The 14,963-nt window shown below is 60.4% G+C and carries 13 protein-coding genes; 1 reads left to right on the top strand and 12 read right to left on the bottom strand.

The features are described 5' to 3' along the window. The first annotated feature begins 98 nt into the window (after positions 1-98). The gene (locus ACTHNE_RS10835; RefSeq protein WP_324948014.1) at positions 99-1,079 is read left to right on the top strand and encodes a family 43 glycosylhydrolase; all 981 of its coding nucleotides are present in this window, start codon (positions 99-101) and stop codon (positions 1,077-1,079) included. 344 nt (positions 1,080-1,423) lie between these two features. Here the strand turns inward: ACTHNE_RS10835 and ACTHNE_RS10830 are convergent, their stop codons facing one another. From ACTHNE_RS10830 to araD1, 12 genes are all read right to left on the bottom strand, one after another. Continuing rightward, complete coding sequence (locus tag ACTHNE_RS10830; RefSeq protein ID WP_324948012.1) at positions 1,424-1,861, bottom strand: T6SS immunity protein Tdi1 domain-containing protein; 438 nt, start codon at positions 1,859-1,861, stop codon at positions 1,424-1,426. A 273-nt stretch (positions 1,862-2,134) separates the two neighbouring features. After that, a complete protein-coding gene (locus ACTHNE_RS10825; protein ID WP_440269249.1) occupies positions 2,135-3,019 on the bottom strand; it encodes a hypothetical protein in 885 nt (294 codons plus the stop codon). A 295-nt stretch (positions 3,020-3,314) separates the two neighbouring features. Then, a complete protein-coding gene (locus tag ACTHNE_RS10820; RefSeq protein WP_324948008.1) occupies positions 3,315-3,896 on the bottom strand; it encodes a hypothetical protein in 582 nt (193 codons plus the stop codon). Positions 3,897-4,251: 355 nt separating this feature from the next. Continuing rightward, positions 4,252-5,307 carry an arabinan endo-1,5-alpha-L-arabinosidase gene (locus tag ACTHNE_RS10815; protein WP_324948006.1) on the bottom strand — a complete coding sequence of 352 codons (1,056 nt, stop codon included), beginning with the start codon at positions 5,305-5,307 and terminating at the stop codon, positions 4,252-4,254. Beyond that, positions 5,304-6,266: a glycoside hydrolase family 43 protein gene (locus tag ACTHNE_RS10810; protein ID WP_324948003.1), complete on the bottom strand. Its 963-nt coding sequence runs from the start codon at positions 6,264-6,266 to the stop codon at positions 5,304-5,306. The genes ACTHNE_RS10815 and ACTHNE_RS10810 overlap by 4 nt, the downstream gene beginning before the upstream one ends. Further along, positions 6,263-7,666, bottom strand: coding sequence for an MFS transporter (locus tag ACTHNE_RS10805; RefSeq protein ID WP_440269248.1), 1,404 nt, complete (start codon positions 7,664-7,666; stop codon positions 6,263-6,265). Before ACTHNE_RS10805 ends, ACTHNE_RS10810 begins: the two co-directional genes overlap by 4 nt. 243 nt (positions 7,667-7,909) lie before the next feature. Beyond that, positions 7,910-8,920, bottom strand: a complete 1,011-nt coding sequence (gene yjfF, locus ACTHNE_RS10800) for a galactofuranose ABC transporter, permease protein YjfF (RefSeq protein WP_440269247.1) — start codon at positions 8,918-8,920, stop codon at positions 7,910-7,912. Beyond that, a complete protein-coding gene (locus tag ACTHNE_RS10795) occupies positions 8,917-9,978 on the bottom strand; it encodes an ABC transporter permease (protein WP_440269246.1) in 1,062 nt (353 codons plus the stop codon). Before ACTHNE_RS10795 ends, yjfF begins: the two co-directional genes overlap by 4 nt. A gap of 13 nt (positions 9,979-9,991) precedes the next feature. Further along, entirely contained in the window at positions 9,992-11,479 is a 1,488-nt protein-coding gene (locus ACTHNE_RS10790; RefSeq protein WP_440269245.1) for a sugar ABC transporter ATP-binding protein, read from the bottom strand. 253 nt (positions 11,480-11,732) lie between these two features. Then, complete coding sequence (locus tag ACTHNE_RS10785) at positions 11,733-12,701, bottom strand: ABC transporter substrate-binding protein (protein WP_324944606.1); 969 nt, start codon at positions 12,699-12,701, stop codon at positions 11,733-11,735. Positions 12,702-12,761: 60 nt separating this feature from the next. Beyond that, positions 12,762-14,198: an aldehyde dehydrogenase family protein gene (locus ACTHNE_RS10780; RefSeq protein ID WP_440269244.1), complete on the bottom strand. Its 1,437-nt coding sequence runs from the start codon at positions 14,196-14,198 to the stop codon at positions 12,762-12,764. Between the two features lie 29 nt (positions 14,199-14,227). After that, on the bottom strand, positions 14,228-14,963 hold a 736-nt coding region (araD1, locus tag ACTHNE_RS10775), incomplete at its 5' end, for an AraD1 family protein (protein WP_440269243.1).

Raw genomic sequence — 14,963 nt, 5'->3', positions numbered from 1 at the left:
AAGTCCGGTTCTAGCACGCCCCCATAAGTGTCTTAGTGAGCGCCACGTATCGGCCCGTCATCCGGGCCTTCCTTTACACAAGCTACGTTGGAGGAATCATGCGTTTCAAGACTAAGTTCTTCACCACGGCGCTCGCCTTGGCTTCGCTCGGCTGCGCGCCCGTCGTCACCCAAGCCCAGACAGCGCCATGGACGCTGAGCGGCGCGCTCGTCACCCACGATCCGGACATCCAAAAGGAGGGCTCCACCTACTGGATCATGGAGACCACCGCCAATGGCGGCATCGGCGTGAAGTACTCGTCCAACGGCACCACCTGGACGCAGGGCACGCCTATTTTCGGCAGCGGGCTCAGCTGGTGGAAAGCCTATAACCCGTCGGCCGATCCGGCGCAGGTCTGGGCGCCCGGCTGCATCAACTACAACAATACGACGGCCTGTTACTACGCCGTGTCGACCTTCGGCTCGCAGACCTCGGCGATCGGCCTCACCACTTCCGCAGGCGGTATCGCCGCCGGCAACTGGGTCGACAACGGTACCGTCGTCACCTCCAACAGCAGCAACGCATTCAACGCCATCGATCCGCAACCGGTGGCCGACTATTCCGGCAATCTCTGGCTCAGCTTCGGCTCGGCCTGGGGCGGCATCTACATCCGGCAGGTCAGCAAGTCGACCTTCCTGACGGTAGGATCCTCCACCAATATCGCGCGCGACACCTCGCAGGTCGTCGAGAACTCCTTCATCGTCAAGCACGTCTTCAACGGCACCAACTATTACTACCTGTTTCTGTCGAAAGGCTCGTGCTGCAGCGGCGCCAGCAGCACGTATCACATTGTCGTAGGTCGCTCGACCTCGATTACCGGCCCCTATGTCGACAACAACGGCAACTCGATGATGAACCCCGGCTCCGGCCTGACCATCGCATCCTCCGGCTCGCGCTTCATCGCGCCGGGCGGCGAAAGCGCCATCGGCGACAGCATCATGGCCTGGTATGCGCTGGATTCGCAGAACAGCTACACCCCTGTGCTGTTCATCAACAACCTGACCTGGAATTCCAGCGGCTGGCCGAATGCGCTTTGGTAAGTCGCTACGCCTTGGATTTGCCGTCGGCAAATCCGGGGCACATTTCACGGTTCGCCGGCAGTTTCGTAGGTTGGGTTAGCGCAGCGTAACCCAACAAATGGCGTGACGAAATGGATCAGCGCCACTTATCGCACGAATCACTAAGTAGCGCTGATCCAGTTACACCAAGCAACTCATCCACAGCGACCCGTGAGGCCCGATACAGCCATGCCGCCATTGCGAGCAACGTAGCGCTAGCGATGGCGTCTATCCACGCTCCTAACCGTGCTGAGGTAATCATCGTGGCCTAACGCTGGAGTTAAGCGGCGGCGAAGCCGTCCGCCTTGAACGAGATGTTAGGTGTGCTACTCCGTAACTCGCAAGCGAATTTGCGTGCCATCGGGAAGGTCTTGTATCTCTTTTGCCAAATGGCCTGAAAACGCGATGAGATCTCTAAGCGGGACAGTTGCTAGGTTGGAGCCGCCGTACTCGCCACCGAGCACGCCAGGAATCTTGAGACAGTATTTGTACCCTGGCCGAAGCGCACCTAATTGATCCTTGGCAGCGGCTACGAGGCTGATCATGCTCCAGTCTTCTAGGAATTCTTGGTTTTGCAAGAGTGTGTCGAGCTCTGCGCGGGTATTTGCTATCACCTTGCAGTAGATATCTTCTGGACACAGCCGCCAATACAGTCCCACCTCGTCTTTTATGAGGAGGTTACCAAAACTGTTGTCGCCAACAATCTGCGCAGGCTTGATTCCGACCCAGCCCCATGCATCTTGAATTGTGGTAACGATTTCCATGGCACCTAACGTCTGAATTAAGCCAAGCCGCGAAGCGGCTTCGGCCTGATGAATTGTTAGGCCTCATCGCCATTGCTGCTAGCCGCCTTAAGACCTGCTTTGTGGAGAGCATCATTGGCGCGAAACCGAACGCGGCCACGATGCTCACGAATTTCCTCGGGCGTGGAATCTGAGACGAAGTGGGTCAGAATCACTTATCACACGAGTCTCAGATGGCTCTGACCCAGTAACATGTCTCGAACATAGGATTCATCGGTGAAAGGACAGCCGCCTTCATAGTTCTGCGTCGAGCTCTATGGATTTGATGGCGACTTCATGCCGGATGATCTGTCCTGTTCGTCGGTTGCGGATCTTAAATTTCAGCATGACCTTCTCCGATCTACCGTCTCTTTGCACGTCCTGTTGCGTCACATGCAACTCCGGATCTGCGAGCTCAATCTTGAATCTCGGAGCGATTCGCATTGGTACCGAAAAGATCAGTCGAATGTTTCCTTCACCGTTTGGATGGTAGAGCACCATCCCATCTGACCGCGTGAGGGCCCGATGGTAGGAGATCATTGCTTGATCTTCCGCCACTTGCTGATCAAGGAAGATGCCTCGCTCAGGCGTTAGAGTTATGAAGTGATCTTCATACCCCGAGGGAACGGGTGTCGGTACGGCGTCTACTGCAATGGTTAACGAGTAGCCCTCCACATCGTAAGCAAGCTTAACGGCTTTTCCAGGCGGTACCAGAGAGGATGGGCCTATAAAGACCGAAAAGGACACCGGACCATCGCCCAAATCGGAAAGCTCAAAGATTGCATCTTCGTCGCCCGCCTCGTTCGGGTGCAGGTTCAGCTTCTCAAGAGCAGGAACGCGGTAGGCGTACACGCAAGTAGCTTGGCTCGTGCGAGTAAGTGGCTCAATGAAGATCGAGTTACCGTTTTCGTGGTAGTTCACGCGACCCGACTGATGAATCGTTATCCGCTTGCTCTTCTGGCGAGGTTCTCCAAAGTCAACCTGCTTGAGATCATGTTCTCCCGGCTTAGTGCTCCAAGTGGTGCGTGATGCGCCAATACCTTCCCTCCTCATCACGAGCGTCAGAGAGCCATCTCGGTCACTGGATTCGACAACCACAAACTTTCGCAAAAAGCCCTTATGTCGGACGAGGATTCGCATTGAACTATGTCTAACGTTAGAGTTAAGCGGCCCGCGGTTTTTCGCGCGTCCGATTGGACGAGATGTTAGGCCCCTCGCTGCGCCCAAGGAGACGAGCCCAGAACCAAAGCTCGCATGCAGCACCGACAGCAAAGAAAACGGAAGCCCCGGTAACCATGCCGACGCTATAGAGGACGAAGGCAGCGGGAAGGATTGCAACCGTGAAGAGAGGGCGCTTCATGTGACCTCAGACGAGAGCCTATGGCAATAAACTGGAGCAGATACCTTGGTAAAAAAAATACGCCCTTTTCTTTAGTTAGGTGACCGAATTCTGGCGAGCATGACTGTGTTTCGCCTCCAGCAAACGCTCAAGCTCCTGAATGTGCTCAATGCGAGATTGCAGTTCGGACCTACTCAATTCCAGTACACGCGCCACCGTCGGCAGAGTGTGCCACTCGAAGTAACGATCCAGCTCCCGCTGCATAGTTGAATGTCGAACGTGTGCATAGAACGTAGGAAGGCTAGGGTAGTGCTTTCCGTCTTCGGTAAGTTCACGCCACACGTTCTTCTTTGTCTTGCCATTGAAGTGTCTATTCCAGCGTTCTACGAACTCAGTTCTCGCGTAGACAGACAGGGCTTCCTTTGATTGCGCAAGTTCAGTGGCAGCAATTGACAGTTCTTGGAGAACTACACGTGAGAGCCAGCTGTAGTGCATAGTTGCCAAGCCTTTGCGGTTGGAATCGTACGCGTACAGGCCGTACTCAACCGAACACGATCGGCATTGCATTTCCCACCGCTCTTCAAACCTTCCCCAGTCGTCGGACCGGCTGATTACCAAGTAATGGCCATTGCCGCACGGACAAATTCGCTCGATGGGCGGGCTCTCTTCCCAGGACATGCGATGTGCCTTTCAGGTCCTAATTTCTATTGGACCCCAAAAATGAGGTATTGCGCGGAGTATGCGGCGGCCGGCAAGGCTCCTGCAAGCGACAAATTTCCACTTCAAATCAAACATCTAGCCCGCAGATTCGCCCGCCATGGGATACCCGGGTACCGTTGTTATCAGGCGTCTTTGCGGGTGTGTGAGTTACGCGGGCAAAATTTCGGTGTAACGCGTATGCGATGGTGAACTAAAGACGCTGGGTCACGGCCTTTCCTTACTCCTCAAATACAACATGCATGCGACGTACGAGTCATAAAGTTGGATACCTCACGTCGATGCTGATTGGAAGGAAACGCCACCCGTCGTGTGGTCAATGTCCCAACGCCTTCTGCTCCACCACCGGCCAATCCTGCGCATCCCACGTCATCGGCAAAACATGCAACTTCGGCAAACCGCCATCCTTGCCGTCATAGGCATGGAACACCAGATAATCCTTCCCGTTGAAGGTATACGCACTGTTGTGCCCAGGACCGGCCCAGCGCGCAGTGCCGTGCAACACTTCGCTACCACCGCCCTGATCCAATCGCTTTCCGTCCTTGTCCACATATGGCCCCTGCAAATCGCGTGAGCGGCCGACCATGATGTGGTAGTTGCTCTGCATGCCGCGGCAGCAGTAGTCCCAGGACATGAAGAGATAAAACCAGCCGTTCTTGCGGAAGATGAAAGGGCCTTCCAGGGCCGCAGGCCCTGGATTGGCATCGTCGAGCAGAACTGAGCGCTCGCGTTTGGCGATCGTGTACCACTGCTGTGGCTCGGCCAGGTGCAACCGATCGTCGCTGAGGCGCACCAGTTTCAGTCCGCCCCAGAACGAGCCGAACGTCAGCCACGGCGTGCCGTCGACGTCGGTGATGAGATTGGGATCGATCGCGTTCCACAGGTCGCGTTGCGGTAGCGAGCGAATGAGGATGCCGTGGTCGACCCATTTGAAATTTGGGCTGGACGGATCGAGCGTCGTATTGGTGGCCACGCCGATTGCCGAGGTGTTCTTGCCGCCCGAGGAAATAGCGTAATACAGCGTGTAGACGCCGTTGTGGAAGGTAACGTCCGGCGCCCAGATGTGGCCATTGAAATTCGGCACCACCTCGTACGCCCAGGCGGGAATCTTCGGGAACACCGGTGGTTCGGCCTTCCAGGTCTTCAGGTTCTTAGAGCTATAGACCGGTATGCCGGGGCCGGTGATGAACAGGTACCAGGTGTCACCTTGCTGCGCGATCACCGGATCGTGCGCCAGCACGTCGGCGGAATAACCCTTGTGCGGCTTGGGCGCGGGCGGCGCCTGCAGCATGTCGTGCTTCGACTGATCCGCTGCGCACGCAACACTCGCGACAAGCATCAGCACGGCTGCAAGCACGCGCTTGAAACTCATGCGGTGACTCCCGCAGACCATTCCACTTCGCGCTGCGGGCGACCGAATACCGGCATACCTTGCGCATCCCACGAAAGCGGCTGCACGCGTGCATGGCGGTCCGGATTCCACAGCGGATCACCTTCGATCTGGCGATAGTCGCGGGCGTGGTAGATCATCAAGTCGGTATCGCCATCGACGGTGAAACTGTTATGGCCGGGACCGAACACCTGGCGTTCGACATCGGTGACGAATACGGGCGTGGGCGATTTATGCCAGTTGCGCGCATCGAGCAGGTCCGCTTCGGCATCCGCCCACAGCAAGCCCATGGCGTAGCGTTCGTCCGTGGCGCTGGCCGAGTAGGTAATGAACACCTTGCCGTGACGAATCAGCATCGCCGGCCCTTCGTTGACCGCAAAGCCCTGCACTTCCCAATCGAGTTCCGGGCGCGTCAGCAATACAGGTGCGGCGGCCAATGCCGTGGGTGTCGCCAAGGGTGCGATGTAGAGATTGGAATTGCCGGGAATATCGGGATGTTTTTGCGCCCACACGTAATAGTTCTGGCCGCGATGACGGAAACTGGTGGCGTCCAGGCAGAAGGCGTCGATGCCGCTGTCAACCTGGCCGACAAACTGCCACTCGCCGGTGGTGGGGTCGGTAGCCGGATTGCGCAGCGCGTACATGCGATGCTGGAACAAGCCATCCTTGATATCGCGCGACGGCGCCGCCGCGAAATAGACATACCAGGCATCCTCGAAGCGGTGGATTTCCGGCGCCCAGATCAGCGCACTGGCGGGACCGCTTGCCGGTGCACGCCACAGCACGAACTCTTCCGCTGCCGCCAGTCCTTCGAGCGTTGCGGAACGACGGAGAATGATGCGGTCGTATTCAGGCACCGAAGCGGTGAAGTGGTAATACCCATCGTGACAGCCGACAAAAGGATCGGCGCGCTGGAGGATGAAAGGATTGGCAAGTTTCATGGCAAGCATTCCGTGGTGCGGGGGCCAAGCAGATGCGCGCGTTGCGCGTCGGAAGGTTCGGGAACTTCCTCGACGATCTGCCCTTTGAACTGGTTGTAGTACGCATCGGTGATGCGGTACAGGTACATCAGCCCGCCCATCAGCACATGGAACGCGCCGGGGATGATGGTGAGCATCAAGGCGATACCGGTCAGCGTGAAATGGCTTTGCGGGCGATCAGGCACGTAGTTGAAACCCGCCAGCAACCAGCCGACGATCGCGCCGGCCACGCCCATGCCGGCCTTCTGGCAGAAGGAGATGCCGCCGAACGCCAGGCCCGACACACGCTTGCCCTCGCGCATGTGACCATAGTCCACCGCTTCGGCGATCGCCGACCAGAACACCGGCGCGTGCAGGTCGACCACGAACGAGATGAGGAAATACAGCACGAAGGCCAGCGTGACGTCGCCCGGCTTCACCAGCACGAACATGATCACGCTGAGCACGCCCACCACCAGCTGGCTGTAGCGGAACAGCTTGACCTTGCAGTACACCTTGGTGATCCAGGTCGACGCCACCATGGCCAGAATCGCCGCGGTGACGCCGGTGGCCATGAAGGCGGACATCATCGCAGCATTGCCGTGCAGGTAGTACTTGGCGTAGTAGGCCGCCACCGAGCCGCGAATAACGTAGCCGATGGTGCCGACCACGCACACGATCGCCAGCACCATCCATTGATCGTTGCGCAACAGCAGGCGCAACTGCTCGCGCAGCGGCTTGCGATCGACCTGATGCTGGATGCGTTCGGTGGTGCTGAAGAAACAGAACAGAAACAGCAACGCAGCCATCAAGCCCATCAGCCCCATCGCCCATTTGTAGCCATCGGCCAGGCGCGTGCCGCCCCAGACCACGGCAAGCTGCGGCACCACGATGGTGACCAGGAAGGCGGCGACCTTGGCGAAGAACAGGCGATAACCGTTTGCCGACAGACGCTCCTGCGGATCGGCGGTGAGCACGCCGATCAGCGAGATATACGGAATGGTGACGGCGGTGAAGATCAGCATCACCAGCAAATAGGTCGCATACGCCCATACCAGCTTCAGGTTGTAACCGAGATCGGGCGTGGTGAAGGTCAGGAACACCGAGATGCCGAACGGCAACGCCATCACCAGGAAATACGGCCGATAACGTCCCCAGCGCGTGGTGTGGCGGTCGGTGAACCTGCCCATCATCGGATCGGCCACGGCGTCGACCATGCGTACGAGAATGAACAGCAGCGCGACGTCTTGCGGCCTGAGGCCGTACACGTCGGTGTAGAAGAATGTGATGATCAGCATCATCGAGGAGATGACGACGTTCACCGCCATGTCGCCGGCGCCGTAGCCGAGTTTTTCGATCACGCTCAGTTTGTGGTGGTGCATGACGCTCTCCCCTTGATGGCGCGCACTTCCTAGGACATGGATATCGCACAGCTTTTCGAAATGTCCGAATGACACCTCACCGTCATTCCGGCGAACGCCGGAATCTAGTCTAAATACGCTGTGCGAAGCATTCAAAATCGGCTCTGTGTCCTTCGGACGCCGTATTTGAACTGGATTCCGGCGTTCGCCGGAATGACGATGAGGCATGATCCAGCTTTGGATGAATGTAGTCCCTCATGCTTCTCATCCGACTTCAGCCTGCCCCGGCGCACGGCGAACCAGCAGCCGCTGCAACAGACAAAACACTAGCAGCAGCAGACCGATGGCGATGCGCGTCCACCAGGAACTGAGCCGGCCGTCGAAGGCGATCATGGTCTGGATCAAGCCGAGGATCAGCACGCCGCACAGGGTGCCGGCGACATGGCCGCGACCGCCGGTCAACAGCGTGCCGCCAATGACCACCGCGGCGATCGCGTCCAGCTCCAGGCCCAATGCATGCTGGCTGTAACCGGACAGCATGTAGAGCGCATAGACCACGCCCGCCAGGGCCGAGCAGAAGCCGCTCAGCGCATACACGCGGATCACCGTGGATGCCACCGGCAAACCCATCAGGCTGGCCGATTGCGAATTACCCCCGATGGCGTAGACCGCGCGTCCGAACCTGGTGAAGCCGCCCAGCACGACACCCACTGCCACCACCGCGAGCGCCACCAACGCGCCTACCGACAAGCTTGCACCCGCAAACAGCGGAATGCGGACGTTTGCCACCGCCACCATCAACGGATGATCGATGCCGATCGAATCGACGCTGATCAGCGTGGCCACGCCGCGCGCGAGGAACATGCCGGCCAACGTCACCACGAACGGCTGCAGCGCAAAACGCTGGATCATCAAACCCATGCATGCGCCCAGGCTGGTGCCCAACAACAGCACCAAGCCGATCGCCGCCAGCGGAGGCCAGCCGTGGCGTTGGATCAGCGCCGCCTGCGCTACGGTGGAAAGCGCAATCACCGCACCCACCGATAGATCGATGCCGCCGGCCAGGATCACAAAGGTCAACCCGACCGCAACGATCAGCAGGAAGGCATTATCGATCAGCAGATTCGCGAACACCTGCGGCGCCAGCAGGCCGTCGTAGAACACGCCGCCAACGATGGCCATCGCCACGAACAGGCACAGCGGAACCCATAGCGCGAGCTTTCCTGCATCGCGTGCGATACCGGCAAAGACGGCGATCGGCCTGGGCGCATTCATGCCCGCTTCCCCGTACGCGGCAGGCATGCGCGAACCAGGCCGCGAAACTCGGCCGACTGCAACAGCATCACCAGGAACACCAGCACCGCCTTCACCACCAGGTTCAGTTGCGGCGGCCAGCCAACCGCATAGATGGTGGATGTCATGGTTTGCAGGATCAGTGCGCCGACCAGGCTGCCGGCGAGGCTGAAACGTCCACCATTGAGCAAGGTGCCGCCAAGACTTACCGCGAGAATCGCATCCAGCTCGAACAACTGGCCGGCATTATTGGCATCGGCGCTGTTGACGTTCGCACTGACCAGCACGCCGGCCATGCCCGCGCTGAAACCACAGAACACATACGTGGCGAGAATGATGGCGCCGGCGCGCACGCCTGCCACCTTCGCCGCCATCGGGTTATGGCCGATGGCGCCGACGAATAAACCCAGGGCACTGCGGCGTAACAACAGATGCAGGCCGATAAACACCGCCGCCACTACATAAAGCGGAAACGGCAGGCCCAACAGGAATCCATTGCCAAGAAAGCTGTACGGCGCGTAGTAGATGGTGATGATCTGCCCGCCGCTGATGAGCTGCGCCACACCGCGGCCGGCCACCATCAGGATCAAGGTGGCGACGATCGGCTGCATGCCGATCTTGACCACCAGCATGCCATTCCACAGTCCACACAATGCGGCCACGGCGAGCGCGGCAACAACGCCTATCGCAAGCGGCCAAAGACTGCTGCCTGCGTTGCCTGCCTGTACTTGGGAAAGCGTCCACGCCGCCACTGTGGCAGCCATGGCCAGCACCGCACCCACCGAAATATCCAACCCACGCACCGCGATCACCAGCGTCATGCCCAGCGACACCAGGATCAGCGGTGCAGCCCGATTGCCGATATCCACGAGGTTGCCGTACAGATGGCCGTCGCGCCAATGCAGCGCGAGAAAGCCTGGATTGAACACACCGTTGCCCAGCAACAGCAACACCAGCGTCAGCAGCGGCCAGAACAACGGCTGGCTGGTGCAACGCCGCAGCCAGGGTTGCGTGGCGACGGATGTGGAAACGGGAGCCATCGATTCGCTCACTTCACGCAACCTCGCCTGCAATCAGCTCCAGCACATCCTGTTCGCTGCAACCGCCAGGCAATTCGCCGACCTTGCGCCGCTCACGCAACACCGCGATGCGATCGCACAGGCGCAGCAATTCTTCGATCTCGGCGGAAATGAAAAGCACCGCCATGCCCTGCCCGGCCAACCGCACCACTTCGGCCATGATGTCCTGCTTGGCGGCGATGTCGATGCCGCGCGTAGGCTCGTCCAGAATCAGCAAGCGCGGTTCGGTTGCCAGCCAGCGTGCCAGCACCACCTTCTGCTGGTTGCCGCCCGAGAGCTGGCCTGCCAGGGTTTCGATGCTGGCGGTCTTCACGCCCAGCGCCTTCACCAGTTTCGTCGCGAGCTCGTCCTGTTGCGCGCGCGATAGCGCGCGCCGCCAGCCCATGCGTGTCTGCAGGGCGAGCACGACGTTCTCGCGCACTGACAGTTCCGCAATGATGCCTTCGGTCTTGCGCTCTTCCGGACACAGCGCCACGCCCAGCGCGACCGCATCGGCCGGATGATGCAGCTCGATCGCTGCGCCCTGTATTTCCAGCCTGCCTTCACCGGCGCGATCCAAGCCGAACAGCAAGCGCGCCAGTTCGGTACGGCCGGAGCCGAGCAAGCCGGCGAGCCCCAGCACTTCGCCCTGGCGCACCTGCATGTCGGTGGCGTGCAGCTTGCCGCGCTTGCCCAGGCCCTGCGCCGACAACACCACCGGCGCATCCGCTGCCGGGCGATGCTGGTTATCGCGGCCCTCGGCAAGCGTAACGTCACGGCCCACCATGGCCGCCACCAATGCCGGCTGCGGCAATTCGCTGGCCGGGTATTCACCGATGCGGCGACCATTGCGCAGCACGGTAATGCGATCGGATACCGCGTAGACCTGATCGAGAAAATGCGTGACGAACACGATCGCCAGACCCTGCTCGCGCAGGCGGCGCATCACCTTGAACAGCTCTTGCACTTCGCCTTCGTCGAGACTGGAGGTAGGTTCGTCGAGGATCAGCACGCGCGCCGATACACCGATCGCCCGCGCGATCGCCACCATCTGCTGGATCGCCACCGAATACGTCGCCAGCGGCCGATGCACGTCGATATCCAAACCCACCGTGGCAAGCAGGTCTCGCGCGCCGCGACGCACTGCGCGCCAATCGATAAAGCCGAATCGGCGCGGATAGCGGCCAGCGAAGATGTTCTCTGCCACCGACAGGTTCGCGCACAGGTTCACTTCCTGGTACACCGTGCTGATGCCCAGCGCCTGCGCCTGCACGGGCGTGGACGGTGCGATACGCCGGCCTTCCAGCGACACTTCTCCACTATCCGGCGTTATCACGCCGGTAAGCAGCTTGATCAGCGTGGATTTGCCGGCGCCGTTCTGACCCATCAAGGCGTGGACTTCGCCGGCGCGCAGGCATAGTTCCACGTCGTCGAGCGCGACGGTGGCGGCGAAGCGTTTGCTGAGGCCGGTGGCGTGGAGCATGACTGGGTTCACAGTACAAGCTCCGTGGAGGCGTGCGTGACGCCTCTTTGGGAACAGACGTTTTCAATTGCGTATTGCTGATCTATTTCCTGTAAAGCACAGATGTTCCTCACCGTCATTCCGGCTTTCGCCGGAATGACGGTGCGGTGGGATGTAGCATTTCGCAAAGTTGAAGTTTCCGGCGCGCACTCACCATGTTCTCTGCACAAAGAAGAGAGAGCTGCATCGTGAGCAGACAGCATCAAAGCACGCCTCAGTATTTACGCTTCGGCAACTCAGCCGCCGCCTGATCCTGGGTAAACACACCCTCCTGCACCACCACGCGTTTGGGCACCGGCTTGCCGGCCGCCACGTCGCGAATCAGTTGCGCCAGCTGCGGGCCGAACAGCGGATTGCATTCTACGGTAGCGTTGAGCTTGCCGTCCTTCATCGCCTCGAACGCGCCGCGCACGCCATCGATGGAAACGATCTTGATGTCCTTGCCCGGCTTCAGGCCAGCCTCTTCAATCGCGAGAATGGCGCCGATCGCCATGTCGTCGTTGTGCGCGAACACCACGTTGATATTGCGATCGGCCTTGAGGAACGCCTCCATCACTTCCTTGCCTTTGGCGCGGGTGAAATCGCCGCTTTGCGAATGCACCACCTGGAAGCGCGGATCGGCGTCGATGATTTCGTGGAAGCCCTTCATGCGGTCGATCGCCGGCGCCGAGCCGACCGTGCCTTGCAATTCCGCAATACGGATCGGGCCGGGCTGACCTTTGCTGTCGTCGACCAGCCAGCGCGCGGCGCGGCGGCCTTCCTCGACGAAGTCTGAGCCGATCAGGGTGACGTACAAGGAATCGTCGGGCACCTTCACTGCACGGTCCGTCAGCACCACCGGAATATGCGCGGCCTTGGCTTCATTCAACACTGGCTCCCAGCCGGATTCGACCACCGGCGAGAACGCGATTACGTTCACGCGCTGGGCGATGAACGAGCGGATCGCCTTGATCTGGTTTTCCTGCTTCTGCTGCGCGTCGGAGAACTTCAGCTTGAAATCGTCGCCGCCGAGCGCCTCCTTGATCGAGTTGGTGTTGGCGGTGCGCCATTCGCTTTCCGCGCCGACCTGGCTGAAGCCGACCACGATCGGCGCCTTGCCTTGATGGCCGGCTTCTTTGTTCGAGCACGCGCCAAGCAATACCGATACGGCCAGCAGCGCACACGTTACAAGACGATGCTTCATGTTCCCTCCCTCTCGCACGCGTGGACGGCCCCTCTGCCGTGCCACACTGCCTGGTTTTTTTTAAGCGGCGGTGTAGGCCGTCTTGACAGTCGTATAGAACTCCACCGCATAGCGACCCTGCTCGCGCGGCCCGTAACTGGAACCCTTGCGGCCGCCGAACGGCACATGTGGATCGACGCCGGCAGTGGGCAGATTGACCATCACCATGCCCGCTTGCGCATGCCGCTTGAAATGCGTGGCGTGCTTGAGCGAGTTGGTGACGATGCCGGCGCACAAGCCAAAACGGGTGTCGTTGGCCAGGGCGAGCGCGTGTTCGTAATCGTCGGCGCGCAACAGCGCAGCCACTGGACCGAAGATTTCCTCGCGCGCAATGCGGTGCTCGGGCTTGGCCGCGAACAGCGTGGGCTCAAGGAAGTGTCCGCGCGTGGCGATCTCGATGCGTTCGCCGCCGAACAATAACTCGCCGCCGTCTTCGTGACCGGCCTTGATGTAGGAGAGATCGGTTTCCAGCTGCGCCAGACTGGCCACCGGGCCAATGTCGATGCCCGCTTCCAGCGGATTGCCCACCTTGATCTGCGCAAGCCGCTTGCGCATGCGTGCGGCGAATTCATCGTAGACCGCGTTTTCGACGATCAGCCGGCTGGACGCTGTGCACCGCTGGCCGGTGGAGAAATAGGCGCCGTTCACCGCGCACTCCACCGCCTTGTCGAGATCGGCGTCCGCCAGCACCACCAACGGATTTTTGCCGCCCATTTCGAGCTGGATCTTCAGGCCACGCGCCGCGGCCTGCCGCAGCAAGCCGTTGCCGGTGGGAACCGAACCGGTGAAACTCAGCGCATCGAGCGAAGGATGCTCGACCATCGCCGCGCCCACGACGCGCCCCGCGCCGATCACCATGTTGAACACGCCCGCTGGCAAGCCCGCACGGCTGAGTATTTCGGCGAGCGCCCATGCGCAACCCGGCACGATCTCCGCGGGCTTGAACACCACGGTGTTGCCATAGGCCAATGCAGGCGCGATTTTCCACGCGGGAATCGCCAACGGAAAATTCCACGGCGCGATGATGCCGACCACGCCGACCGGTTCGCGCGTGATTTCCACATCCACGCCAGGACGAGTCGACGCGAGTTTTTCGCCAGGGATGCGCAAGGCTTCACCGGCGAAGAACTTAAATATCTGTCCGGCGCGCGCGGCTTCGCCGATGCTTTCGGGCAAGGTCTTGCCTTCTTCGGTGGCCAGCAGCCGGCCCAGTTCTTCCTTGCGCGCGAGGATTTCGCTGCCGACTGCATCGAGGATGTCCGCGCGTTGTTGCGGCGTGCTCAACGACCACTTCGGCCACGCCGCTGCCGCCGCCTCCACCGCCCGTGCGGCCAGCACCGCATCGGCCTGGCCGTATTCGCCTACCGGACGATCGAGATCGGATGGATTTTCATCCGGCTCGCTGCCGTTGCCGGCGATCCACTCGCCGTTGATGTAGCTCTGGAAACGTTGACTCATGCGTGGGTTCCTGACGGTGACGGCGCCGCTTACAACGCGCGGATGCCACCGAGTGCGAAGTTGGCTGCGACGGTGCCCAGCGGATTGCTCAGCGGCGCGCCGAGCGCCGGCAGATCGATCTCGAAGCGGTCGCCCGGCTGCGTACGCACGCCGTCGGCAAAGCTCAGCGTGGCGGTGCCGAAGAAATGCAGATGCACGTCGCCGGGACGGCGATGCGCGGCGTATTTGAAATGGTGATATTCCAGGTTGGCCAGCGAATGGCACATGTTGGCTTCGCCGGTGAGGAAGGGTTTCTCCCAGATCACCTGGCCATCGCGATGCACGCGGCTGGTGCCACGCAGATCGGCCGGCAGTTCGCCGGTGCGCAGTTCCGGGCCAATGGCGCAGGCGCGCAGCTTGGAATGCGCGAGATACAGGTAATTCTTGCGCTCGGTGACATGGTCGGAAAATTCGTTGCCGATCGCGAAACCCAGGCGATAAGGCTGGCCGTCGTCGCCGATCACGTACAGGCCGACCAGTTCCGGTTCCTCGCCGCCATCGAGCGCGAAGTCGGGTGATGGCAAGGTCGCACCCGGCGCCACCACGATGCTGCCGTTGCCCTTGTAGAACCATTCCGGTTGCGCGCCGGGCTGGCCGTCGCGCGGGATGCCGCCTTCGACGCCCCACTGGAACATCTTCATCGAATCGGTCAGTTCGTGATCGGCTTTTTGCTTGAGCTGCTGGTGCATCGCGTCGCGCGCGGCGGCGCTGCCCAGATGCGTCAAG

Origin of the sequence: Dyella sp., from assembly GCF_051954575.1 — a bacterium.
Taxonomy (GTDB): Bacteria; Pseudomonadota; Gammaproteobacteria; order Xanthomonadales; family Rhodanobacteraceae; genus Dyella_B.
Note: the sequence above shows the minus strand (reverse complement) of the source record. Positions and strands in the feature narration are given on the sequence as shown.